This window comes from Psychrobacter sp. CX10 (assembly GCF_057621575.2).
In genome coordinates this window covers 92,199-118,086 of sequence record NZ_CM177736.1, presented here as the reverse complement: position 1 = coordinate 118,086, position 25,888 = coordinate 92,199, and the positions used below count along the sequence as shown (strand labels likewise).

17 protein-coding genes are annotated in these 25,888 nt (G+C 40.2%); 4 read left to right on the top strand and 13 right to left on the bottom strand.

The window, feature by feature from the left end:
* Window positions 1-67 precede the first annotated feature (67 nt).
* Both hemF and AC21OH_RS00460 read left to right on the top strand, forming a co-directional pair.
* Window positions 68-1,084: an oxygen-dependent coproporphyrinogen oxidase gene (gene hemF, locus AC21OH_RS00465; protein WP_487369653.1), complete on the top strand. Its 1,017-nt coding sequence runs from the start codon at window positions 68-70 to the stop codon at window positions 1,082-1,084.
* A gap of 169 nt (window positions 1,085-1,253) precedes the next feature.
* Entirely contained in the window at window positions 1,254-1,706 is a 453-nt protein-coding gene (locus AC21OH_RS00460) for a c-type cytochrome (protein WP_487369652.1), read from the top strand.
* Window positions 1,707-1,895: 189 nt separating this feature from the next.
* Here the strand turns inward: AC21OH_RS00460 and AC21OH_RS00455 are convergent, their stop codons facing one another.
* The 13 genes from AC21OH_RS00455 to AC21OH_RS00395 all read right to left on the bottom strand — a co-directional run bounded on the left by AC21OH_RS00455 (window position 1,896) and on the right by AC21OH_RS00395 (window position 20,724).
* The gene (locus AC21OH_RS00455) at window positions 1,896-2,837 is read right to left on the bottom strand and encodes a mechanosensitive ion channel family protein (protein ID WP_487369651.1); all 942 of its coding nucleotides are present in this window, start codon (window positions 2,835-2,837) and stop codon (window positions 1,896-1,898) included.
* A 108-nt stretch (window positions 2,838-2,945) separates the two neighbouring features.
* A complete protein-coding gene (gene gloA / locus AC21OH_RS00450) occupies window positions 2,946-3,491 on the bottom strand; it encodes a lactoylglutathione lyase (RefSeq protein ID WP_487369650.1) in 546 nt (181 codons plus the stop codon).
* Window positions 3,492-3,585: 94 nt separating this feature from the next.
* Entirely contained in the window at window positions 3,586-4,233 is a 648-nt protein-coding gene (locus tag AC21OH_RS00445) for a carbonic anhydrase (protein ID WP_486534723.1), read from the bottom strand.
* A gap of 229 nt (window positions 4,234-4,462) precedes the next feature.
* A complete protein-coding gene (locus tag AC21OH_RS00440; RefSeq protein WP_487369649.1) occupies window positions 4,463-5,881 on the bottom strand; it encodes an FAD-dependent oxidoreductase in 1,419 nt (472 codons plus the stop codon).
* A 174-nt stretch (window positions 5,882-6,055) separates the two neighbouring features.
* Window positions 6,056-10,579 (bottom strand): glutamate synthase large subunit, encoded by a 4,524-nt coding sequence (gene gltB, locus AC21OH_RS00435; protein ID WP_487369648.1) that lies wholly within the window; start codon window positions 10,577-10,579, stop codon window positions 6,056-6,058.
* Window positions 10,580-11,769: 1,190 nt separating this feature from the next.
* A complete protein-coding gene (locus AC21OH_RS00430; protein WP_487369647.1) occupies window positions 11,770-12,954 on the bottom strand; it encodes a hypothetical protein in 1,185 nt (394 codons plus the stop codon).
* A gap of 90 nt (window positions 12,955-13,044) precedes the next feature.
* A complete protein-coding gene (gene aroB / locus AC21OH_RS00425; RefSeq protein WP_487369646.1) occupies window positions 13,045-14,124 on the bottom strand; it encodes a 3-dehydroquinate synthase in 1,080 nt (359 codons plus the stop codon).
* Window positions 14,125-14,291: 167 nt separating this feature from the next.
* Window positions 14,292-14,834 carry a shikimate kinase AroK gene (aroK, locus tag AC21OH_RS00420; protein ID WP_487369645.1) on the bottom strand — a complete coding sequence of 181 codons (543 nt, stop codon included), beginning with the start codon at window positions 14,832-14,834 and terminating at the stop codon, window positions 14,292-14,294.
* A gap of 362 nt (window positions 14,835-15,196) precedes the next feature.
* Window positions 15,197-17,599 (bottom strand): type IV pilus secretin PilQ, encoded by a 2,403-nt coding sequence (locus AC21OH_RS00415; RefSeq protein ID WP_487369644.1) that lies wholly within the window; start codon window positions 17,597-17,599, stop codon window positions 15,197-15,199.
* 22 nt (window positions 17,600-17,621) lie between these two features.
* Window positions 17,622-18,281 carry a pilus assembly protein PilP gene (locus AC21OH_RS00410; RefSeq protein WP_487369643.1) on the bottom strand — a complete coding sequence of 220 codons (660 nt, stop codon included), beginning with the start codon at window positions 18,279-18,281 and terminating at the stop codon, window positions 17,622-17,624.
* Window positions 18,282-19,022 (bottom strand): type IV pilus inner membrane component PilO, encoded by a 741-nt coding sequence (locus tag AC21OH_RS00405; RefSeq protein WP_487369642.1) that lies wholly within the window; start codon window positions 19,020-19,022, stop codon window positions 18,282-18,284.
* Window positions 19,022-19,669, bottom strand: a complete 648-nt coding sequence (locus tag AC21OH_RS00400) for a PilN domain-containing protein (RefSeq protein WP_487369641.1) — start codon at window positions 19,667-19,669, stop codon at window positions 19,022-19,024. The genes AC21OH_RS00405 and AC21OH_RS00400 overlap by 1 nt, the downstream gene beginning before the upstream one ends.
* Window positions 19,669-20,724 carry a pilus assembly protein PilM gene (locus AC21OH_RS00395; RefSeq protein ID WP_487369640.1) on the bottom strand — a complete coding sequence of 352 codons (1,056 nt, stop codon included), beginning with the start codon at window positions 20,722-20,724 and terminating at the stop codon, window positions 19,669-19,671. The genes AC21OH_RS00400 and AC21OH_RS00395 overlap by 1 nt, the downstream gene beginning before the upstream one ends.
* 1,137 nt (window positions 20,725-21,861) lie before the next feature.
* On the opposite strand from AC21OH_RS00395, the gene AC21OH_RS00390 reads away from it, so the two are divergent.
* Together AC21OH_RS00390 and trhO are read left to right on the top strand one after the other, a co-directional pair.
* On the top strand, window positions 21,862-24,534 hold the full coding sequence (locus AC21OH_RS00390) for a penicillin-binding protein 1A (RefSeq protein ID WP_487369639.1): 2,673 nt from the start codon (window positions 21,862-21,864) through the stop codon (window positions 24,532-24,534).
* A 183-nt stretch (window positions 24,535-24,717) separates the two neighbouring features.
* A complete protein-coding gene (trhO, locus tag AC21OH_RS00385) occupies window positions 24,718-25,722 on the top strand; it encodes an oxygen-dependent tRNA uridine(34) hydroxylase TrhO (protein ID WP_487369638.1) in 1,005 nt (334 codons plus the stop codon).
* The last annotated feature ends 166 nt before the right edge of the window (window positions 25,723-25,888 follow it).

Here is a 25,888-nt window from a genome sequence, read left to right as displayed (position 1 = left end):
TTCATAGCAAATACAGTTAACACGTTTAACGTTCAACACACTTTATACGTCCAAAATGGAGTATTGCATGTCACTGCCAACCGAACCACCTAATGCCAACGGTGCACCTATCGCGTCTGACACAGCAGTCAGCTCACCAACCCATGAAGAAATTTTAAAGGTGCGTGAATTCTTAGTGGATCTACAAGCGAAGATCTGTGCGGCGCTTGAACAGCAAGAAGCCGATGTCGGCGGCGAGGCTACTTTTATTGCCGATGACTGGCAACGACCTGAAGGCGGTGGTGGGCGCTCTTGCGTCATGGTAGATGGCGAGGTTATAGAGAAAGCAGGCGTTATGTTTAGTCATATCAATATCAGTAATTTACCTGCTTCTGCAACTGCGCGTCATCCTGATATTGCTGGACGTGCCGCACAAGCAATGGGCGTTTCGCTTGTTGTGCACCCACGCAATCCGCACGTACCAACGAGTCATGCCAATGTTCGATTGTTTGTGGCGGAAAAAGAAGGCGAAGATCCGATTTGGTGGTTTGGTGGCGGCTTTGACTTGACACCATTTTATCCCGTTCTAGAAGACTGTGTACACTGGCATCAGGTTTGTCATGATTTATGTCAACCCTTTGGTGACACTATCTATGCTGATTTTAAGCAGTGGTGTGATGAGTATTTTTATCTACGTCATCGTGATGAGCAGCGCGGCGTGGGCGGGTTATTTTATGATGATGTCAATACAGAAAGTCGAGGATGGGATTTTAAAACGTGTTTCGATTTTATGCAGGCGGTAGGTCAAGGATATCTTGATGGGATCATACCTATCTTTAATAAACGCAAAAAAACGCAAGTTACTGAGCAACAACGCGAGTTCCAATTGTACCGCCGTGGTCGTTATGTTGAATACAATCTTGTTTATGACCGAGGAACTTTATTTGGGCTGCAAAGCAATGGACGTATCGAGTCTATTTTAGTGAGTTTGCCGCCGTTAACGGGATGGCAGTATCGCTATGAGCCTGAGCCAAATACCCCTGAGCATAAGCTAACTGAATTTTATCTTAAACCTCAAGAATGGTTGTCGTTAAATAAAACTTAATAACTTAAACAAAATTTGATAACAATGTTATGCTAATTGGTATGCTAATATTTAGACCTATTCAAAGATTGTTCACTTATGGCATTATTGCTATTAATATACGGATTAGAATAGTATAGATATTGTAATACCGTTACCTCAATTTAACTACAGTTATAAGGATATAGCCATGCAATTAAAAAATATATTGCTAGCCACTCTACTTCCTCTTAGCCTAGTCGTTACCGCCTGCGGTACTAGTGTTAGTGAAGATGTTGGTGCTCGTCAAGACGCAATGAAGAACTGGAAAGGTGCTATGGAAGTCATGGGAGGTATGGCAGAAAATCCAGATACCTTTGATCTTGCTGTATTTCAAGAAAATGCTCAATATCTGCCTGATAGTGCCGCAACGCCATGGACTCACTTTGGCGATGCAAATGATATGGGCGGCGCTACCGAAGCGGTGTGGAGTAACGCGGCTGACTTTGAAGCTGAAGCTGAAAAGTTCCAAACAGTGACTGCTGAGCTTAATACGGTTGCCCAGAACTCTACTAGCTTACAAGAGATTCTACCTGCCTTAAAGCCTGTGGGTGATAGCTGTAAATCTTGCCATGAAGACTTTAAAGTTCCTGATGATAAATAGAGCGTAAATAATTCAAAGATTATAGTAAAGCCCTGATATCAGGGCTTTTTTAGGTCAGTTCAACTATCTTGCGTTTAACTATCCTGCGTATAACTATCTTGCGTTTAACTATCCTGCGTTTAATTATTCCGAATTTAATGAACCTAGACCATTTATCTGCTTTATATGGCCTTAGTAGATAAGTTAAAGTCAGTGATTATTTCCTGATTGTGTCTCTTTAGTTTCAATGACTTGTTCCGCGAGCTGTCTTGCTGAACCATCACTAAAATCAAGGGTCCGAATTGGGAAAGGTATATTGATATCAGCCGCATCTAAGGCTTTCTTGATCCCTACAATCACCTCATCAATAGACACTACTTTATTAGCCTGAGTACCATCATCAATAAACCATCTCACCTTTAAATCAATACTAGAGCCTCCAAATGCAGTTGCAATTACGGAAGGTTCAGCAAGCTTAGAGACTGTGTCTGACTTGTCCAAAGATTCTAGTATCGCTTGCTGAGCAGTACGAATATCATCATCATACCCTATACCCACCTCCACTTCTAAACGGCGGCGCTTATAAGCTGTATTAACAGTTAATGCACTGGTGTATAGCTGTGAGTTGGGGATAACAACTTGCCTGCCATCATACGTTCTAATCGTAGTTGCGCGTACCTTAATATCTTCAACCGTACCTTCAAAATCACCCGAAATAATTTGATCCCCTATTTTAAACGGCTCTGATAACAATAGCAGGATACCAGATAATAGGTTTTGAAAAATATCTTTGAAAGCAAAACCGACGGCGACCGAACCAATACCCAGCGCCCCTACTAATTTTGCAGGCGTGAACCCTGGTATAGCAATTACCATACCTATCATAAGACCAATAAATAGAATTAAGGCGCCACCTACGCGTTGAAATACCTTAACTAGATTACGATGCGTATGGCTCTTGGACAATAGCTTAGTGACTATTGTTTTAAAAATATTGGAGAGAAACCAAAATATTAGCACGACAACAAGTGCAACAATAAAATAAGGAAGGCGTTCTAGAAAGCCATCTATCATTTGGTTGCCTGCTGATGCGATGGTTTGATACTCGTCTATCTTCTCGCCAACCTTATCCCCTACACTAACTTCTGCCATCCAATACATCCCTCATTATTAATCCGCTATTAACCATCATACTGGCTGATGTTTTCAATTTTTCAATTTAACCACATTTATAATCAACATGATGCTGTATGCAGCCCATTACCCCATAAGCTCAGCTTGAACGATTTCTATCCAATATCCATCAACATCTTTGATAAACACCACATTCTTCATTTTACCTTCATGCGGACGTTTTTTGAATTCGACATCGTTTTGATCAAACCACCTAACGGCTGCATCTAAATCTGGAACACTAAAGCATATATGCCCAAAGCCTTGAGGTTCTTCGTTACCATCATGGTAAATACGCCCCTCTTTTGTTTCAGTTCCATAGTTATGAGTCAGCTCTAAAATACCGCGTTGGCGGAACGTGTATATCGCCAAATCATCTTCTTTAGGTAAATTTTGACGCTCTTCTGGCGTTAATTTGGCCAAAAAATATAGATCAAATTCCATTTCTGGAAATTTTTTGATGGTTAATAAAGTCATGCCAAGCACGCCTGTATAAAATACCAAGGAGGCCTTTGGGTCTTTGACACGTAGCATGGTGTGATTGAAAGTGTATCCTTCAGTTTGAGTAGCAATGGGCTGAACACCAGCGACTGTTTGTGATGATTGGGGCTGATCAATATGAGTAGTTGACATAGTATCCTCACTTATTTTATTTGTTTTAAATAAAGATCATATTAATAGCTAGTGGCCGTATAGGAGCTGTAAAGGCGTTGTATATCTATACGACTTAATCCTGTAAGAACTCAACTTGTCCTGTCGTCAGATCATACTCTGCGCCAACGATAAGTAGCTCTCCAGAACGGTGCATGTCTTCTAATAGTCGAGAACCATGCTTAAGCTGACTAACAGACATACGTACATTAGCACTGATAGACCGGTCAATAAGCTCTTGCGCATCAACGTCAGCGCCAGTTGCTGTTGCCAATTCGTGCAAATTATAGACACTAGGACGAATACGATCGACTATGGATTGTAAATTTGGGGTATAGTATTTCTCCGGATCCATCAATGCTTCAACACAAGCAGTCACTGCCCCGCAGTTTGAATGACCTAATACGACGACTAATTTTGTATTGAATTTCTCAACTGCAAACTCGATGGAACCAATTTGTGACGGTGCCACTACGTTACCAGCCACTCGAATAACAAACAAGTCTCCCAAGCCTTGATCAAACACAATCTCAACAGGCACACGGGCATCAGAGCAGCCTAATATAATCGCAAAAGGATGCTGCTCCTCAACCAGTTCTGGCCGCCCACTCAGTGATTCATCTATATAAGTTAGGCTGTTAACATAACGCTCATTACCTTTACGAAGCCAATTTAAAGCCTCTTTACCATTTTTGGGCCGTTCAGCAGGGGATTTAATTGGCATATATAATCTCTTAATTGTTGAAGTTATGGTAAGAAAGCGTTTTTATAGACATATAAGTAAACAAATAAATAAACAAATAAAAACCCTCACTATAGAGGGTTATATTATAAACATAAATAAAACGTCGATTAAAGCGTTTACTTTTAGGCATCAAATTCAAGCTTAAATAATTCAAGCTTCAACATTTAATCAACAATGACTCAAGTTTGAATAACTTTAGCGCTTAAACTTAAACCTCTAAATAGTCTAAGATTCCATTAGCCGCTTCGCGCCCTTCCCAGATTGCGGTTACGACCAAGTCAGAACCGCGTACCATATCGCCACCGGCAAAAATTTTGGGATTTTTGGTCTGAAATTTATATAGCTGCTCTTCAGGAGCAACAACCCGGCCAGAATCATCAGTTGTAACCTCTACTGATTCAAACCAATCTCCAGGACTTGGACGGAATCCAAATGCCATAATGACCGCATCGCAATCAATAATTTCTTCTGAATTTGGAATGGGTTCAGGACGTTGTCGTCCACGGTTGTCGGGCTTACCTAATTGAGTAGTCACCACTTTTACGCCGGTAACATCACCATTTAAACCGATAATTTCAGTAGGCTGACGATTAAATAAGAACTCAACGCCTTCTTCTTTTGCGTTTTTGACCTCACGTAATGACCCTGGCATATTGATTTCATCACGGCGGTAGGCACACACTACTCTCTCAGCACCTTGGCGAATAGCGGTACGGTTACAGTCCATGGCGGTATCACCACCACCTAAGACTACAACGCGTTTTTCTTTTAAATCAATATATTCTTCTTCGTCTTGCTCCCAGCCATTACAGCGGTTAACGTTAGCAATCAAATAATCTAGGGCATCATAAACACCATTTAACTCTTCACCCTGATAACCACCTCGCATATAGGTATATGTTCCCATACCCATGAAGATAGCATCATATTCAGCCAACAATTCATCGACTGTAATGTCTGTACCAATCTCAGTATTTAAGCGAAACTCAACACCCATGCCTTCAAATATGGTACGGCGATTACGCATCACCTCTTTTTCCATTTTAAATTCTGGAATACCGAAAGTTAATAAGCCGCCAATTTCAGGGCGTTTATCAAAGACAACAGGCTTGACCCCAGCGCGAACTAATATATCGGCACAGCCTAAACCTGCTGGCCCAGCTCCAATAATCGCCACTTTTTTATCTGTCCATTCAACTCCGCTCATATCAGGACGCCATCCTAATGCAAAAGCGGTATCGTTAATATATTTTTCAACACTACCAATGGTCACAGCGCCAAAGCCATCATTTAATGTACAGGCGCCTTCACACAATCTATCTTGTGGGCATACGCGGCCACATACTTCTGGCAACGTATTGGTACGATGACACAGTTCAGCGGCCTGAAATATTTGACCTTCGGTGGCAAGTTTTAACCAGTTTGGAATATAGTTATGTACTGGACATTTCCATTCGCAATATGGATTACCACATTCTAAGCAGCGGTGCGATTGCTGAGCAGCTTCTTGTGATTCAAATGGTGTATAAATTTCTACAAACTCTGTTGAGCGTGTCACAATATCTTTTTTTTCAGGATCCATACGCGGCACATCTAGAAACTGAAAGTTGTTAATAATACGCTTCATTAGGGTTTTGTCTCCTTAAGTTGGAATTATGGCGCACTTATCTAGTCAAATATAATAAAAATTTGACAGATAAGAGTGCCTATAAAACCTGCCACAAGAGGGATGACCTCCTCCCTTGGACAAAATATATGTGATGATAACTTTTAATCTTTTAATTCAATAAATGGGCCTGCGTTATTGAGGATCCGCTGTCGTGCTATGTAGTAGTGAGGTAATATTGGCCGCTTTTGGTTTCACCAAAAACACTTTACGTGCATAGTTTTCAAAGTCAGCTAAGATTTGACGGCCCCAACTACTACCCGTCTTCTCTACATGCGTTTCAATGATACTTCTTAAGAAACTACGGTGCTCCTCCGTTTGCTCACTTGAAATACGGTGTAAATCGATTAGCTCGTGATTACAGCGATCAAAGAACGTATTGTCCAAATCCAATACGAAAGCAAATCCGCCCGTCATCCCCGCACCAAAGTTAAGACCTGTTTTGCCAAGTACGGTAATAACGCCGCCTGTCATATACTCACAGCAGTGATCGCCTACCCCTTCAACAACAGCATGCGCGCCCGAATTTCGAACACCGAATCGCTCGCCAGCAGTACCAGATGCGTATAAGTTTCCACCCGTTGCGCCATATAAGCAAGTATTACCAATGATGGCTGTATCTTGCGATGCAAAGTTAGAGTGTTTTGGCGGATAAATAACGATTTCACCCCCTACCATACCTTTACCAACATAATCGTTAGCATCGCCTTCAAGCTCGATGTTTAATCCACCAGCATTCCAAACGCCAAGGCTTTGACCAGCTGTACCCGCTAGATGCAGATTAATTGGTTTATCTGACATACCAATATTGCCCCATACTTGAGCAATTTCACCTGACAAACGTCCACCAATAGAACGGTCACAGTTGCCTACTTGATAGCTAAATGTTCCGCCTTTACCTTGACGAATTGCACTAATAGCATCATCAACCATGCGTTCTGCTAATAAGCCTTTATCAAATGGCTTATTGCGTTCTACTTGACAAGTCTGCGGCTTACCTTGAGCAGCAGGGTGCGCCTCAAGTAACGGTCTTAAGTCAAGATTACGCTGTTTTGGAGTAAACCCTTCTAAAACTTCAAGAAGATCGGTTCGTCCCACCAGCTCCTCCATACTACGCACGCCCAAAAATGCTAACCATTCACGGGTTTCTGTCGCGATAAACTTGAAGAAGTTTATCAGCATTTCTGCTTCACCAATAAAGTGCTCATCACGTAATCCGGCTTTTTGCGTAGCAACACCCGTTGGGCAGTTATTTAAATGGCAGATTCGTAGGTATTTACAACCAACGGCAATCATCGGAGTGGTACCAAAACCAAAGCTCTCAGCCCCTAATATAGCCGCTTTCACCACATCAAGCCCCGTCTTAAGACCGCCATCGGTCTGCATACGAACTTTATCACGCAAGCCATTAACACGTAGGGACTGATGCGCTTCTGCAAGGCCAAGCTCCCAAGGTGAGCCGGCATGGTGAATAGAAGATAAAGGTGATGCTGCTGTACCACCGTCATAACCTGAGATGGTTATTAAATCAGCATAAGCTTTAGCCACACCAGTTGCAATAGTGCCTACCCCTGGACGCGAGACTAATTTGACTGAAACCAACGCATCTGGATTGACCTGTTTTAAGTCAAAGATAAGCTGTGCTAAATCTTCAATAGAATAAATATCATGATGCGGTGGTGGTGAAATCAGCGTCACACCCGGAACTGAGTAACGAAGACGCGCAATTAAGGTATTCACCTTACCACCTGGCAGCTGACCACCTTCCCCAGGTTTAGCACCTTGAGCTACCTTAATCTGCATCACATGAGCTGATCGTAGGTAGGCTGGCGTAACCCCGAATCTACCTGACGCAACTTGTTTGATTTTTGAGTTACGCATAGTACCATAACGAGTTGGGTCTTCACCGCCCTCACCTGAGTTTGAACGACCACCAATGGTATTCATCGCCAAAGCTATGGATTCATGTGCTTCAGGGGACAATGCGCCCAAAGACATACCCGCTGAATCAAAACGTGGCAAAATCTCTTCAATACCTTCCACTTCAGATATGTCGATACTGCTCTCAGGCTTTAATTTAAGTAAATCACGTAATGTGGCAACAGGGCGGTTATTAACAAGATTTGCGTACTCACGATAATTTTCAAAATCACCCGTACGGACCGCTTTATGTAGTGTATTGATTACATCTGGATTAAACGCATGATATTCTTTATTAAATACGAACTTAAGCATACCGCCTTGATCGATTGGGGTACGTCGACTAAAGGCATTTTTTGCCAATAGTCTTTGATCTTTTTCTAAATCTTCAAAGGTTGCGCCTTTAATACGGCTTTGAACCCCTTTAAAGCATAAATTAACCACTTCTTCAGACAGTCCAACCGCTTCAAATAACTGAGCGCCGCGGTATGAAACAATGGTAGAAATACCCATTTTAGATAAGATTTTTAATAAACCTTTATCCACACCCTTACGGAAGTTAGTACGCGCTTGAATTGGATCTCCTAACAACTCACCTGAAGCCACAAGATCAGCGATAACATCATATGCTAGATAAGGATAAACACAGGTTGCCCCAAAACCAATAAGCACGGCAACTTGATGAGAATCACGCGCAATGCCAGTCTCTATAATTAAGTTAGCATCGGTACGCAGTCCTTTTTGGATAAGATAATGATGCACAGCGCCCGTGACCATTGCAGCATTGGCAGGAATCTTACCTTTTTGAATGTTTTTATCTGACAGAATAATCAAGGTCTTGTTGTCTAGAACTGCCTGTTCAACCGTTTCACAGATTTGCTTGATAGCATCGCTTAAGCTCAAAGATTCATCATAATTAATATCTATTCTTTGACTCAAAAATGCCGGATCTTCAAGGCCTTCTAGCTGCTGCATTTTACTTGGCGACAAGACAGGAGTAGACAATATAATACGATGCGCATCACGCGGCGTCGGATTAAAGATATTCGTTTCAGCACCCAAACAAGTTTGCAGTGACATCACAATAGATTCACGCAGCGGATCAATCGGTGGATTGGTCACTTGCGCAAATTGTTGTCTAAAGAAATCGGCGACATTACGTATCTGACTAGATAATACAGCTACTGGAGTGTCATCACCCATTGAGCCGACTGGTTCTTGTCCATTTTCTGCATTCGGACGAATAATTTCAGTACGCTCTTCATTGGTGATGTTAAACATCTTCTGAAGCGATTTAAGCGGTTCACCTCGATAGCCTTCATCAAGTAGCGTCTCTTCAATCTTTTCATTATCGTGCACTCTAGTGGCTTCTTCTCGTAACCACTTACGATATGGATGCGCTTTTTTCAAGCGATTGCTGATAACTTGATCATCTAGCACTTCGCCATTTAGAGTGTCAATAACCAGCATTTGCCCAGGACCAACGCGGCCTTTAGCAATCACATCATTTGGCGCATAGTCCCAAACCCCTATTTCAGACGCCACAGTGATATAACCGTTTTGGGTAGTCACCCAACGTGATGGACGTAAACCATTACGATCTAACATACATACCGCATAGCGGCCATCTTGAATAACCAGACCTGCTGGCCCATCCCATGGCTCCATATGCTGAGAGTAAAACTCATAAAAAGCGCGCAGATCGGTATCCATACTATCGACATTCTGCCATGCAGGCGGTACCAAAATAGACATGGCATGAAATAAACTCATACCGCCGCTGATTAACACTTCAAGCATGTTATCTAAACTTGAAGAGTCTGAACCGGTACGATTCACGAGCGGATGCAATTGAGTTATCTCAGGAAGTTTTTCGGTCTCAAGTTTCGGAGTACGGGCAACCGACCAATTGCGGTTTGCGGTAATGGTGTTAAGCTCGCCATTATGGGCTAAATATCTAAACGGTTGCGCCAACGGCCAACGCGGTAATGTATTGGTAGAAAAACGTTGATGGAACACCACAATATGAGACTGCAAACGTTTGTCACGTAGATCGCTATAAAATGCAGGTAAGTCTGATGGCATTACCAGACCTTTATATATAACCGTCTGACAATTTAGAGAGGTGACGTAAAACAAAGGATCATCAGTAAGTGAAATCTCTGCTTTTTTTCGAGCAACATATAGCTTTCTATTAAAATCTTCGTCTTTTATAGCCTCTTTTGAATTTACAAAAACCTGTTTAAATACTGGTAGGGTCTCGCGTGCTATTTCACCAACTATAGATAAGTCGACTGGCACATCTCGCCACCCTGCTACTGTCAAACCTTGAGCTTCTATTTCTTTATTCAATACCTCTTGACTATGTGCAGCTAGCGTTTCATCTTCATTTAAAAAAACCATACCCACGGCATAATTTTCGGTTAATTCGATATTAAGCTCATTTGCAACGGCATTAAAAAACTCTACAGGTTTTGCAAGTAGCAAGCCACACCCATCCCCTGTTTTACCATCCGCTGCGACACCACCACGGTGTGTCATACAGCTCAAACTGTGAATGGCTGTTTTGACTAAATGATGACTTGGCTCACCTTCTATATGAGCAACCAAACCAAAACCACAGTTGTCTTTAAAGTCATCCGGAGAGGCTAAATAAGTTTTGTTATCTTCGATAGATGGCTGTGATTGAGTATGCTGATAATTCAAAGAGGTAGGATTGGCTTTAAAAGTCTGGGTCATGGCGTGTCCTTTGTTGGTATAACGCGATATAAAGCGTTATGCATAATTACTTTAGGTATGCGCAGCTGTAAGAATAGTGACAGCTGATGTATGAAGCTAGCCAAGATAAAAATTATGATTTTAGGCTGACTTAGTTGTTTATCAATATCAAAATGTTTAGCAGGCGGTAATGACTTTTAGCAGTATTCAATTCTAAGGTACTTGATTGATACTTGCGACCATACTTAATAAACGCTTGAGTTGTACAACTCTGGCTTGGTTTAACTTTTATTCTAGACTAACTTTCAAACTGTTTTAACTATTTACTTGCCATAACTATTAAATAGCATAAAAGTAATTTACGGTTAGGATGCAAGTGTTTAATACAGGTTAAAAAATTAAGTCGTTAACAATACTAGGCCGTTAACGTAGCTGGTTTTTTATTAAAAACGTTTCTAAATATAGAGTGGTTGAACATAGCTATAAATCATGAGAAGCAGACTAATTACAAGTAAAATTGAAAAACCTATTCACTCACTATCAATAATTAAAATACCTGCAATAACATTGCTAAACATCAATATCAACCATACTAGAGAAACATTTATGTAAAATCCAGTTAAATTTCATGACCGATGTGAATATTTATTCTTATATTCTATGAATTTAGACGCTTTTGGCAAAATTTTTCACAACTTATAATCATATTCATCAATTCTTAATCTTATTTAAGGAACGTACCTGCATGCTATTATAAAATGCGACTTATAAAATGCGACTTATTATTATATTGCACTTTTCAAATATTAGGGTCAAAAGTTAATAGTTTTAAGCACACAGCATTTATTTAGGGGCTGTATAGAATTTATACATGGAACTGGCAGAGGCTATTTTTTAGGCAATATGCAGGGCAATTTTCGCAGCTTAGTCGTTCTAAGTTAGATCCCTTAATTATTGAATGTCGCAATATATTGGCAAAAAATAGCCCTGCCCCCTCTCGAGCACAGCTCTCGCCTTGCGAACGGGCAAAGCAGTGCTTTGCTCAAGAACCGTTCTCAAGGCTGATGCGTAAATTGTCCCAAACGTTGTTGTAAACCTAGTTAAGGTCCAATACGCTTCGGGCATTATCGGCGGTTTACGCCTAGTTTGGAACACAGCTGGGAAAAATTTTTAGCTATCAGCAGTCCTAATTAACCAATTCTATACAGCCCCTAGTTATTTTCCTGAATTATCGCTTCAATACTATCGACCTGTTTATTCTGCTCAGGCTTAGAAGGTGCTGTATTTTGTTGTTGCGGCTTTTGTTGTGGTTTTGGCTGTGGCTCCTGTTGCTGATTATTCGTATTCGATGAGGGTCTAGGCTTGTTATTGGCTTTGTTCGAATTATTATTCGAATTGCTGTTTGAATTGTTGTTACGTGAATTGGATGCAGAGTCGTTTGAATTATTACCTGTACTTGCATTAGGGTCTGACTCACTTAAAGGAACAATTTTCCTATCTTCGCCTTGATTATTAGAAGCATTGTTTTTAAAATCATCATTTATAATTTGTTCTACCGCATCTACCGAGTCGCGATCTTCTTGAACGGATAAGGTATCGTTTTTATCATCCGAAGATTCAATATCAGACGGTTCAGAATTTTGCTCAGCGGATTGATCTTGCTTATTCTGAGCTGCTGCTCGGCGACGTGATGCTAGTTGGCGTTCTGTGGGTTTTAATCTAACACCCCGAGTACGGTTAGAAGACAAATCTTTAATGGGTCCTGACAATTCATAGGTTTCAATAATATCTAGATACGAGTTTATCTCTTCAGGAATAACCCGAACATTTTCAGGTAAGCCAAAATCTACACTGCTGGCTTTACCTTTAGCAAATTGTGGTGTTTTTAAAACATCATAAGTTACAACATAACGAGGTTTGTTGTTTTCATCACGATAACGAAAGTATGCGAACTTTTTACGATCATCACGACCGTTTAGATAGTCCGTAATGATGTTGTGTTCAGACACATCCATGACCTGAACGGTCCATTTGTTCTTATGCTTTTTAAGGTATCTTGAGTCTTTGAATTCTGGTGGATAGTCCCTTAAATCATGGATTAACGCATCAAATGATATGGGTCTAACATCAGCATCTAATTCATGCAGAGGTTCAACACGTGTGACTTTGGACATAGTATCCGATGGCTCTTCAGCCATCTCTAGATCATCACTTTCATTTTGCGTTTGAGTAGGGCTCGACGGTGTGGCACTAAACATCCATAATGCCAATGCGGCAGCTACGGTTAATAACGCCATTATGAACCATACACTGATAATCACCCGCTTTTTAGTCTTAGTAGGTTTTAAAGCTTTTTCAGAGTTTTTCATAGGTGCAGGTTTTTTGGTAATTGCCATAGAGCAAGTCCAGTCAAAGAGTCAAATATTATTAAAAGCGCATATCCATAACTAATAAAGAAGGTTATTTAAGAGCCGATATTAGTTACTTTATCTTGCAGATTTGGCCAATACCTTTTCGAGAAGTTTTGTATCAAACTCTGAGGTAACCACTGCATGACCTATAGATTTTAACAAAATCAGTCGAATTTGTCCTGATTTAACCTTTTTATCATGTTGCATAAGTCCTAAAGCCGTTTGGGTATCAATACGAGGCGGATGAGTAGGCAGATGAGCAGCTTCGATTGCTGCACAGATACGCATCACATCGGTAGTAGCTATCCAGCCCATATGCTGCGATAATCGAGCGGCTTGTACCATACCAGCAGCAACAGCTTCGCCATGCAGCCATTGACCGTAACCCTCATGAGTCTCTATAACATGACCAAATGTGTGACCAAAATTTAGTAAGGCGCGTTTGCCTACTTCTCGCTCGTCTTGAGCCACAATATCAGCTTTATACTGACAACATCTAGCCACAGCTTCTGCCAATACATTTTCATTGAGCGACATCAATTCTGTCATGTTCTGTTCAAGCCAGTTGAGAAAAGCTTCATCCATAATAAGCGCGTATTTTATAACCTCAGCCATACCCGCTGACAATTCTCGCTCTGGCAGCGTGGTCAATGTATGCATATCTGCAAGCACCATTTGAGGTTGCCAAAATGCACCTATCATGTTTTTGCCTTTGGGATGATTAATGCCAGTCTTACCGCCGACACTTGAGTCAACTTGCGACAATAACGTCGTCGGTATTTGGATAAAATCAACACCGCGCATAAATGAGGCCGCTGCAAATCCAGTCATATCACCAATAACGCCGCCGCCTAAGGCCACAAGCGTAACATCACGACTACAATGATTGTCCATTAATGCATCATAAATCATATCAATATGCTTTTGGTTTTTGTATTGCTCACCATCAGGCAGTATCACATACATGACATTAAATTGATTTTTGAGACCTGCAACTAAATCATCCAGATATAAAGGTGCCACTGTATCGTTTGTCACAATCATCACTTGATTGCCTTTGATATAAGGAGATATTTCAGTGGCCATATCGCATTGGCTCGTTATCACAATGGGATAATCGTGGCTTTGAGTGTGTACGGTCAAATTAGTTTTCATATGTCTCTCTATATCTTTTTTAGTCAAAGCTTTTTTTATAATTGCTTAGGTATAGCTATAGGTTGGTAAAATGCTAAATTAAAATAATGAGTGATATGTCTTAAACGCCTAACAACCCATATACTAAAATACGGCTCTTAAAAATGGCGACTAAGTTTAGGCCATTATTACGTCGTTAAAAATTCAGGATATTTATGATTGATAGCGGCCACAACATTACGCAGCATATGTCTAGGATAGCCCTCACCCGTTTCTACAATGATGTCGGCAACTTCTAGATACAATGGATCCCTAACCTCAAATAACGATTCAAGAACTGCACGCGGATTAGGAGCACGCAGTAAAGGACGGGATTTATCTTTTGAAGTTCGTTTCATTTGAACATTTACGCTCGCCCGTAAATAAATAGTGATGCCACGATTTATTAGATATTCTCGATTTTGTGGCTGCATGACCACACCGCCACCTGTAGCCAAAACAATAGACGGCAGTTTAGTCAGCTCTTCAATAGCACGAGATTCTCGTTCGCGAAAACCTGTCTCCCCTTCTTTTTCAAAAATCCAAGGAATATCAGCGCCTGTTTGTTCTTCTATATAATGATCACTATCCAAAAACTGACGATTAAAGTGTTTAGCCAGCAGTTTACCAACCGTAGTTTTCCCTGCTCCCATAGGGCCTACAATAAATAATGATGGCAATGATGATTGCATTATCATATCTCACGTAAAATTACAGATTATACAGTTATTTTTAAATTGAATGCCAATGGGCCATTGAGTTTTACATATTTATATATATTCTAGACCATCAAACCTACATTTTAATAACTATTATGTATCCTAAAACCCTTTCAATTTATAAGGGATTTATTAAGTTTGTATTAGGAGCTGTACTTTCTCAAACTGCCCGCTATTAAACTGACCGCTATTAAACTGATTGCTATTAAACTGTATGCTACAAAAAAGGCAGTCAAAAGACTGCCTATTCTATACATTTCATTTCAAGATGAGAGATTTAGTACATACTTAGTGATAATGACTAAAATTGTCTTATGAGTGTTGAAAGCTTAATGTTAAAAACGGCTAACCCCATTATTTATAAGCTTTGGTGTCACAAAAATTAAAAGCTCTTGTTTGTCGTTTCTACGCAAATCTTTTTTAAATAGACGTCCCACATACGGCATATCCCCTAAGAAAGGTACTTTTTCTGTACTGTCAAATATTTGATTACGGAATATCCCTCCTAATACGATAGTCTGACCATCATCTATTATTACGTTAGTGCTGAGCATGTCAGTATCAATTAAGATGGTGCCATCACTAGTGGGATTGGGTCTGCCGTTTTCGATATCTAGCTTTAAGGATATTTTGCCTTCAGGTGTAATATTTGGGGTGACCTCCAAACTCAATACCGCTTCTTCAAACTGTGTGGTTGTACCACCGCCCTCTGACTCCCCTTGATACGGAATTTTGGTCCCGGATGATACTTTCGCTGTTTGCTTATCCATCGTCAAAATCTTAGGGGTAGAAATAACTTCACCTCTGCCATCTGCTTGCATGGCAGAAAGCTCAAGATCAATCATTAAGTCTGACATACTAAGCAAACCAAATGCGATTCGACCGGCAGGATTAAGTACGCCTAAATCCACATTTAAGTTATCAGGACGCGATATCGAATAACTGGGATAAGTTTGCTGCTGACCGTTGATATTAGAAGTCTCATAAGTAAAGTCTTTAAGATCAGCTAAAGTCTGATCGCTACCACCCACTAACAAATCACGATTGGTTGCAGCACCATTAGATAAGATACCCCACTTGACACCCATCTCTTTACTAAAATTATCCGAGGCACTGACAATACGTGCTTCGATCATCACTTGACGTACGGGGATATCGACTTTATCAATCAAATCCCTGATATTCTCAATGCTCTCTGATATGTCTTTGATGATTAAAGTATTAGTTCGAGTATCCACCGTTACGGTGCCGCGATCGGATAATAATGACCCTGAATCTCTATTACTTCGACCTAACTCGTTATCTACACCTGAGTTACGACCTTGAGATATAAGGTTCATTAAATCGGCTGCATTGGCATAGTTCAAACGAATATATTCAGTTCTTAAAGGTTTAAATTCTTCAACTTTACGCTGCGCTTCAAGCTCTTGCGCCTCTTGTTCGGCAAGCTCTGTAGCAGGGGCTACTAAGATGACATTACCATTACTACGCATATCTAAGTTTTTACTTTTAAGAATAAGATCTAACGCCTGATCCCAAGGAACATTGATTAAATTTAAAGTAATATTACCACTCACATTATCACTGGCAACGATATTTAATTCAGTAAACTGTGACAATAAATGAAGAACACTACGTATTTCTACGTTCTGAAAATCTACTGATATGGGTTCACCTGTATATTGCTTTTCTTCAATAGTTGGCTCTCGTAGCATCTTTTGCGGCTTGACAGTGATGTTCACTAAATTACCTGATTGAAATGCTTGATATTCAAAGTCATCATTCATAGCAATGGTGACCACACCATTTTTACCACTGTTACGCGCACTGACTGACGATACCAGACCGCCTGTTACATTGTGCTGGCGCACGAGATTCGAGGGGACTGTCGCCCCAGTCATACGCATGAGGATTTTGTTACCTTGACGCTGAATATCGATAGGAATGCTTTCATTCACCAAACCAATATTGATCACACCACCGCCATCACCTGACCCTGTAAATGTCACATTATTAAGGCCTGAATAGTTATAAATTTGTGTGGTATTGGCATAAGCGGGATTTAATAGTGGGTTTACCTTTACGACCATACTATCTTTAGGTTGAGCGGCACGATCTGTTTGTATATAAGCGTCTACTGGCTCTCCATATACAGGTTGATTTGATACGGGCTGATAAGCTGTTTGAACATAAGCAGAGGGCGCATTTTGTACATTCTGAACATCATTAGGCAATGAGGTGGCAGCGATGACTTCATTAGCGTAAGCATCGCTAGATCCGCTCATAACAGGCGCTGCCTGTGTATTTGGGGTAACAGGACGTGATATATTAACCAATAAAGCGTTGTCTTCAACGCGGGTCATAAAATCTTTTGGTGAATTACCATCTAACCCAATAATTAAGCGCGTTGTTGAGTCATTACTTAGTGAAGTAATGTCTTTTATCAGCCCTTGATTCAAATCGTTATAGCGAGAAAGTCCATTTGACACCTCTGAGAAGTCCAACACAAGCCGTGCTGGGTCTTCTAACTGATAAGCTTCAGGAACTGTGGGAGTCTCGCTGAAATCCAGTCTTAACAACGTGGTAGATGCTGTAGGCTCTGTCACGCTCAATGACGTTAAAGTTTGGTTAGCATGAGCGGTGGCACTTGCCATAACTACTGTCGAGGCTATCGCTGTCATAGCAAAGCATGACTGGTTAAGATGTTTTAGACGAGTAGTCTTATTACTAATTATCATTTTTTAAATCCCTAAAGCGGTGTTAAATGGGTGAAACCACAGAGGCAGGTTTTTCTACAAATCCTGCTCGATTGTCAGGTATTATCTCGACTAGGTTAATTTGAGTCGGTGTTATTTCAACAATCCGGCCATCATTTAGTCCCATATAATTACCCACTTCTACACTTTCAATAACCCCATCAGGGCGCTGTATAAGTCCATGTTGTACTCCTTCGGGCGATACCACCATTCCGCGATATACCAGTTGTGATAACTCGTAACTCTCTAGTACTTCTTTACTGCGGTTCAAATCAGGCGCAACATCACTTTCGGTGACAGTGCGTTGTTGATACATCAAACTTAATGGCATGAATGGACTACGCATATTACCCGGCTCATATATATAGTCCTCGACCAATACAGGCTCCGGTATAGGTTCTATTGGAATAGATTCTGATGCCCGTATGGCCGCCATCTCATTTTCAGTATTTTCAATTCGATCATTGCATCCAGTTACCAAAGCTATGGCAGTACAACACAGGGCAATTTTGATACTTTTAAAAGAATGCTTATTGGTTAAAGAATGCTTATTGGTTAAAGAAAGCTTATTGGTTAAAGATTGCTTGCGAGTTAAAGATAACTTGCTAGGCAGCTCGCTTTTATATTCTGCTGGAAAGTGAAGTAATGGTTTATTAGTCGACATCTACTCCCCCTCCGCTGTATTTGCTTCGATAACTTCTTCTGTTTCTTCTGTATCTTCAGTCATGTCTTGATTGCTATTTATGATGTCTTTTGATCGATACGTTTTTGTATCTAACTTCAGTGTTAATTCAGGTAAGGTTTCAAGCGACGGTTTGGAATTCGATACCTCAAAATCGTGCATAGTAATAATACGTGGTAACGCGGCTAACCCACTGATAAAAGCACCAAACTGGTGATACTCACCGATGGCAACAATACGTATGGGTTGTTCAATAAATAATTCTTTTTCAACTTCTGGTTCAATAGAGATGTCTTGAAAGCGAATACCACTGCCAATACCCGTCATATTAATACCTTCTACCAGCTCAGATACCCGTGTATTTTTAGGAAGCTGATCTAGCAGTTGATTAAACTCAATCTCCATTTGAGCAACTTGAGTCACGTAAGCATCTAAATGACGTGCTTTAGACTCTTTAACTCGATATGAATCCAACAGTATTTGTTTTTCGGCTTCAGCAGCTTTTATCTCTTCAATCTTTTGACTGATAGGTAGGGCATAAGCTAAAGCAGCTATTAGCAACATAATCAGCGCAATTACGAATACTTTGATAGCAAGCGGCCAACTGCCATAGTTCTGCATATCCAAATTACGTAAGCTACGCCAAAATGTTTTTAGATTCATTGAACGGCGTTTGTTAAAAAAGCCTGTATTTATTGGTTTATCGAAAGTATATTTAGCCATTACTCACCCACCTTCTCTGAGTCAGTTTCAGGCTCAAATGTCTCACCATTTTTGAACTCAACAATTTGTGACGTTACGACGAAATCAATAAAATTTGACTCAGGCGATACCGTTTCATCGTCTCGATTAAGATTTTTAGGTACCCCTGTTTCGTATGCTGCGACGTCTTGTTTAATGAATTTAACCCTTGAATTATCCAACCAATCACTTGCATCAAGGTTTCTAACCAGACTTGAAACCACATTTGGGTTGTCAGCTTTGCCTGTAAAGGACAAGATATTATCTTCTCGCTCAAAAACATTAATATACATCGCTTCTGGAATCGCTCGCGCCACGTCGTACCAGACACGAACCGGCACTGGTCGTCTACCCTGTAAGTCCTGAATAACCCCGGTGCGAGCTATAATTTCGCCCCGCCGCTGTTCTAAAACATCGATCTCTTTAAGCTGCTTGTCCAGTATTAAATTTTGCTCAGCAACATAGTCATTAGCAGCAAACTGTTCATTCAATTCGTTGGTGAAGTAAGTCCACACTGCAAATGCAAGTAAACAAGCCAGTAAAATTGATAAGAGTAAGATTATTCTAAACTCTTTATTTTTGCGTTCTCGTCGCTCTTCACGCCAGGGGAGAAGGTTAATTTCAGCCATTAATCATGACTCCTTAAAGCAAGCCCACATGCCGTCAAAAGACTTGGCGTATCTAAAGCCAGTTGTTTCTTATCTATACCTTCATCAATGGTCATATTACGAAATGAATCAATAATAGATACAGGCGTTTCAAGTTTATGCTGAACAATAAACGACAAATCGGGCAATGAAGCACTGCCCCCACTTAATAGGATGTGATCGACTTGAGTTTGTTGACTTGAAGAAAAATAAAATTGCAAGGAGCGATGGACTTGTTGGATGAGATTATCAATAAAGGGCATGAAAATGTCATGTCGATAGTCCGCGCCTAAAGACTGATCATGCTTGGAACGCGTGGCTTCATCGAAACTTAGGTCGTATTTTTGTTGGATGGCCTCTGTTAATTGAACACCGCCAAATAATTGTTCACGGCTGTAAACAAATTCGCCATCTTTGGCAATATATAGCGTCGTATGGTCATGACCTATATCAATTAAGGCTACTGTCTTTGGAAAATTTGGCAGACTATCGTATATCAGCTGGTAAGCACGCTCTATAGCGTAATAGTCGATATCCACTACCTTGGTATTAAGCCCACCAAATGCTAAAGCATCTACGCGCTGATTCACATTTTCAGAACGTGACGCTGCAATTAGCACCTCTACCAGATTGGTATCAATCGTAGATGGTCCTAATACCTCAAAATCAAGATTCACCTCAGACAATGGGTAAGGAATATATTGATCGGCGTCAAGGCGAATCTGAGCCTCACGCTCGATGTCACTTAAATCAGCTTCCATATCAATGCGCTTAGTAATAACAGCTGCCCCTGAAACAGAAACAGCGGCACTTCGTGTTTTAGTGCCCAGATAACGTACTAACCGTGATATGGATTTGCCGACAGCTTCTATATCTCTGATATTACCATCAACTATAATACCTTGAGCTAAATAGTCTACACCGTAATTTTTTAGGTGGTATCTTCCTAGTTGGTGCGTTATCTCAACCATTTTGATTGAGGTAGCACTCAAATCCACACCTAAGAGTGGACGGCTTTTTGAAGAAAATAGCCTCACTAAAAATTCCTTTTGATAATTGTATGCCCGTTATTAATTCAAATTATAAACTAAATGGCATAAATTAATTATTTAATTACTTATTATTCAAATTATTTAAAAAATAACTTAAAAGTTATATTTCTAAAAGAGTTATCTATACTCGATACTAGGGGTTGTATAGAATTTATTAATTAGGACTGCTGACAGCTAAAATTGTTCCAAACTAGGCGTAAACCGCTGATAATGTCTAGACCTTAGCTAGGTTTACAACAATGTTTGGGGCAATTTTAGCATCAGCCTTACAGGGCAGGGCTATTTTTTGCCAATATATTGTGAAATTATCTAACTTAGAACAACTAAGCTGCGAGAATTTCCCTGCATATTGACTAAAAAATAGCCACTGCCAGTTCCATGAATCAATTCTATACAGCCCCTAGTTAAATTTATTAGAATTAGGCATTAATTGAGCTAAGCGTACCCGAGTTAAGAGCAAGCAAGTTAATTAATAATTTTACGAAATAATAACAATCGGTAATCTTGAGTTACTTTGTGTTTACATTATTTAATTGTAAAGGTTTTGTCAACCTACATAGTTATTTTATCTAATATTAATTTTCTTCACCAATTATTTGCTAAATAAGCTTCTATATGGGTTATTATTTTAAATTGTTGATTTAATTAATATTATTTTTTTAATCGACAATTTATTTTAGCCGCGCATCACTATTATGTACAAGCCTGATGCAGACATGATGACTTTGAACTAATCATAGTCTTTAATTAAAACATCGTTAACAATGTTATTTATCTTATTGTTATTTATCTTATTGTTATTTTCCATATTATGAATTAACTGGTATATACGGTATCTAATATAACCATAAGTCTCGTTATATAATACATTTATCGTATAATAGCCATCGCATTATAGCGGTTTAAAATTTTGATGGTGACTGTGCACTATATTTATTCGAAATGTAGTATTTCATAGTGACTTTACAGTTTGCGCTATAACAACCTCTTCGTTTGCTTTATAATTAACCCCATTTTAATAATGAAATTTTTTACTCATTTCGCTAGTTCTGAGTCTACTATTTTAGTTTTAAACAATCTTTCGTCTTTCATATTCTTTTGTCTTTAAAATATAGAGTCGCTATGTCTCAAAAATCTACATCTTTTCGTTTTCTTCATCACCTTATAAACGCATTATTAGCGATTATTGCTTTTGTCATTATATTGGCTTTGGCTTTTCCTATTGGCTTTTATGGGATGGCTATGTATATCTCGCCAAGTCTGCCTAGTGTGACCGAGATGAGAAGCTCAAACTTTGAGATGCCTTTACAGATTTATAGTAAAGATGACAAGCTGGTAGGTCAGTATGGCAATCGTATGTCATTACCGGTTAGTTACGATGAGATTCCTAAGGGTTTAATAAATGCTTTTTTGGCAGCAGAAGATTCATCATTTTATGAGCATAGTGGTATTAGTGTTAAGGGTTTAGGCCGCGCTATTACCGAAGTCATTACCGATGATACTCGCCAAACAGGCGGCTCTACTATTACCATGCAGGTTGCTAAGAATTATTTTTTAAGTCCAGAACGTACTTTTAATCGTAAACTGACAGAATTATATCTTGCTCGTAAAATCGAAGACGAATTAGATAAAGAAGAGATTCTCACGCTATACGTTAATAAAATTTATATGGGTGAAGGGGCATACGGCATTAAAGCTGCCGCTAAAAAATATTATAGTAAATCTCTAGATAGTTTAACGATAGCCGAAATGGCAACGCTAGCTGGTTTACCAAAAGCGCCTTCACAAAATAACCCTGTATCTAATCCAGATGAAGCGTTAGAGCGCCGTAACCTGATTATCGGACATATGTTAGATCTTGGTTTTATCAGCCAATCTGAACATGATGATGCTATCAGCCAACCGATTGGGGTGCGGCTATATAGAGAAAAACTTGATGTTAATATGCCTTATTTGGCAGAAATGGCCCGTCACGCCCTAGTAAAACGTTTTGGTGAAAATGTGGTCAACTCAGGATGGCGGGTTAAGTTGACTGTGAATAGCGAAGAGCAAATCGACGCTTATACTGCCATCAAAAAAGGCTTGATAGGTTACGATCATCGTCATGGGTGGCGTGGAGCAGAAGCTAATGGTGAGCCTTTATCTGATTTTATAACCTTTGGGAATATGCTCCCTGCTAAGGTTACTGACGTTGATTACCGAAGCTTCAAGGCAGAACTTAAAAATGGTGAGGTAGTCACAGTACCTTGGTCAGGTATGCAGTGGGCAAAACGCTATTTAGATGCCAACCGTATTCGTAGTTATCCGAGTCGTGCTGCAGATATCGTATCTAAAGATGATATTGTGCGCTTGATTGCAAATGAAGACAAAACCCTATGGCGATTGACGCAAATTCCTGATGTGCAAGGCAGTCTTGTGGCTTTAGATCCTGAATCAGGGGCCATCACAGCGCTGGTTGGTGGTTTTGATTATCGTTATAGTAAGTTTAACCGAGCCACACAGGGCTGGCGTCAGCCCGGTTCAACCATTAAACCGCTCAATTATGCAGCTGCTCTGCAAAAAGGTTATCGTCCAGATACCATGGTGTCTGATGGTCCACTACGTGTAGGGGACTGGGAACCAAAAAACTCCGACGGCCGTTTTTATGGCGACATGACCGTGCGCCGCGGGTTATATTTGTCACGTAATCTGGTTTCTATTCGTCTATTGCAAGCGGTGGGTACGTCCGAGGCACGTCAACTACTAGACCACTTTGGCTTAGATAAAGAAAAGCTTCCCACTACTCTATCGTTAGCGTTAGGGGCGGGACAAGCAACCCCATTACAAATGGCAACGGCTTATGCAGCTTTTGCAAACGGTGGCCACCGCATCCAGCCCTACTTCATTGACCAGATTTATGATTTTAATAGTAAACTGTTATATAAAGCCAATCCGCAACGTGCATGCGCCACATGTTTTAACGACAAACTCGAAAAGTTAAATGAGTCACTCATTGAGGACTATGAAAAACAGCAAGAAGAGGCACTAGAACAGCGGGAAGCCACCTTACAAAAGCTAGAAGGAGGTTTAGAACGAAACGATGCTGATGACCCTAATACTGAAGCTACAGATGCTGAACCGACTGAGGCGGATGCGGCTAATGAAGATGATAATTCAATAGATAAAGAAACACAGAAGTTGATTGAGGCATTACGTTATGATGCATCGCCTATTAATGACCGACTAAAACCGACGCTTTTTCAATATAGTGTGGCAGAACAAGCACCAAGAATTTTGAAACCTAATGTGGCCTATGAGATGGCCAGTATGCTTAAAGACGTGATTCAAATTGGTACTGGTAAACGCGCTCGAGCACTGGGTCGTAGCGATTTAGGTGGAAAAACAGGTACGACTAATGACATGAAAGATGCTTGGTTTGCAGGGTTTCATCCCACTAAAGTAGCTGTCGTGTGGGTAGGATTTGATCAGCCTTCTACCTTGGGTAGAGGTGAATATGGCGGGGTCGCAGCGCTACCTATTTGGATTAACTTTATGCGGACTCAATTAAAATCAACGCCATATCAATGGGTGAGTGTCAACAATAAAGCCAAATCTAAATTACAAAAGCAAGAAGTGATCAATCTTTCTGAAAAAGATGATGATTCTGAAGCATCCAGTGGCGAGATAACTAATCGTAAGATTCCATCTGATATCGAACCGCCAGAGGCCTCTTTAAGCGAACGTGAACCTGAACCCGTTGATGACCCTGAAACATTTGAGCAAGGAGAAGAGAGTTCGGTTCAATCGAATGGTTAAAAAACCATGCAGTATTAAACATACTTATATGCTTTTAAAACACTAATTTGAACAAACTATATTCATTCATTAGATAATTAATATCGGGATGTCCTCTTATTAATGACATCAAACTGTACACTATATTTTATAGTGTACATATTTCACGCACTAGGTTTACGACCTAGCCAGCAGGAGAGAACAATGAACATAGTAACAACTCAAGATGCGAATAACCCAATTGTGGTGACTGCACTTTATAAATTCGTCCGTTTTGATGACTATGAAGCCTATCGTGAGCCACTAAGACAGCTAATGTTAGATAATGACGTTCGTGGTACGTTATTACTTGCTTCTGAAGGCATCAACGGCACTATCTCGGGCGATCGTAAAGGTATTGATACGGTCTTAAACTACTTAAGAGATATCCCTGCTATAGGTGAGTTTGAATATAAAGAATCCTTTACAGATACTCAGCCTTTTTTTCGCACCAAAGTTAAACTTAAAAAAGAGATTGTAACAATGGGTGTTGAAGGCATCGATCCTTTAGAGTCTGTAGGTCGATATGTTAAACCTGAAGAATGGAACGATTTGATAAGTGACCCTGATGTTTTACTTATCGATACGCGCAATGATTATGAAGTGCAAATCGGTACGTTCAAGAATGCAGTAAATCCAAAGACTGATACCTTTAGAGAGTTCCCCGAGTACGTTAAGCAAGAGCTTGACCCCAATAAACATAAAAAAGTAGCGATGTTCTGTACAGGCGGCATACGCTGCGAAAAATCGACGGCTTACTTACGTGAACAAGGTTTTGATGAGGTCTATCATTTAGAGGGTGGCATCTTAAAATATCTTGAAGAAGTCCCTCCTGAGCAGTCGCTGTGGCAAGGTGACTGTTTTGTATTTGATAACCGTGTTTCAGTAAATCATAACTTAGAAAAAGGCGAATACGACCAATGCTATGCGTGTCGTATGCCTATTACTGAAGAAGACAAGCAAGACCCTGCTTATGTAAAAGGCGAATCGTGCCCGCATTGTATTGATAAAGCGACTGAAGAGCAACGCGCGCGCTTTCGTGAACGCCAATATCAAATAAAACTGGCTAAAGAGCGTGGTGAAGCACATATCGGTGCCGAAGCGAGCGACGTCATTGAAGCGCGCAGACAACAAAAGCTCAATGCAAAACTTGAGCAAAAAGAAAGCTAATCTTGCTTAACTGTAGCTCTAATGAAGATCTGCGATCCTATTGAAATGGTTAACGGTTAATGGTTAATGGTTAACATTAAATATAATATATACCCTACCCAAATGTTCAAATGTTATATGCTCAACTATTTGAAATAACAAAAGCCCAGCTAAATGCTGGGCTTTT

What these genes read in the sequence shown, in the direction of transcription:
- hemF (WP_487369653.1), top strand. Translation starts at nt 68, where the DNA reads ATGTCACTGCCAACCGAACCACCTAATGCCAACGGTGCACCTATCGCG.
- AC21OH_RS00440 (WP_487369649.1), bottom strand. Translation starts at nt 5,881, where the DNA reads ATGAAGCGTATTATTAACAACTTTCAGTTTCTAGATGTGCCGCGTATG.
- AC21OH_RS00445 (WP_486534723.1), bottom strand. Translation starts at nt 4,233, where the DNA reads ATGCCAATTAAATCCCCTGCTGAACGGCCCAAAAATGGTAAAGAGGCT.
- aroK (WP_487369645.1), bottom strand. Translation starts at nt 14,834, where the DNA reads ATGCAATCATCATTGCCATCATTATTTATTGTAGGCCCTATGGGAGCA.
- AC21OH_RS00460 (WP_487369652.1), top strand. Translation starts at nt 1,254, where the DNA reads ATGCAATTAAAAAATATATTGCTAGCCACTCTACTTCCTCTTAGCCTA.
- AC21OH_RS00415 (WP_487369644.1), bottom strand. Translation starts at nt 17,599, where the DNA reads ATGATAATTAGTAATAAGACTACTCGTCTAAAACATCTTAACCAGTCA.
- AC21OH_RS00455 (WP_487369651.1), bottom strand. Translation starts at nt 2,837, where the DNA reads ATGGCAGAAGTTAGTGTAGGGGATAAGGTTGGCGAGAAGATAGACGAG.
- gloA (WP_487369650.1), bottom strand. Translation starts at nt 3,491, where the DNA reads ATGTCAACTACTCATATTGATCAGCCCCAATCATCACAAACAGTCGCT.
- trhO (WP_487369638.1), top strand. Translation starts at nt 24,718, where the DNA reads ATGAACATAGTAACAACTCAAGATGCGAATAACCCAATTGTGGTGACT.
- aroB (WP_487369646.1), bottom strand. Translation starts at nt 14,124, where the DNA reads ATGAAAACTAATTTGACCGTACACACTCAAAGCCACGATTATCCCATT.
- AC21OH_RS00430 (WP_487369647.1), bottom strand. Translation starts at nt 12,954, where the DNA reads ATGGCAATTACCAAAAAACCTGCACCTATGAAAAACTCTGAAAAAGCT.
- AC21OH_RS00390 (WP_487369639.1), top strand. Translation starts at nt 21,862, where the DNA reads ATGTCTCAAAAATCTACATCTTTTCGTTTTCTTCATCACCTTATAAAC.
- gltB (WP_487369648.1), bottom strand. Translation starts at nt 10,579, where the DNA reads ATGACCCAGACTTTTAAAGCCAATCCTACCTCTTTGAATTATCAGCAT.
- AC21OH_RS00405 (WP_487369642.1), bottom strand. Translation starts at nt 19,022, where the DNA reads ATGGCTAAATATACTTTCGATAAACCAATAAATACAGGCTTTTTTAAC.
- AC21OH_RS00410 (WP_487369643.1), bottom strand. Translation starts at nt 18,281, where the DNA reads ATGTCGACTAATAAACCATTACTTCACTTTCCAGCAGAATATAAAAGC.
- AC21OH_RS00400 (WP_487369641.1), bottom strand. Translation starts at nt 19,669, where the DNA reads ATGGCTGAAATTAACCTTCTCCCCTGGCGTGAAGAGCGACGAGAACGC.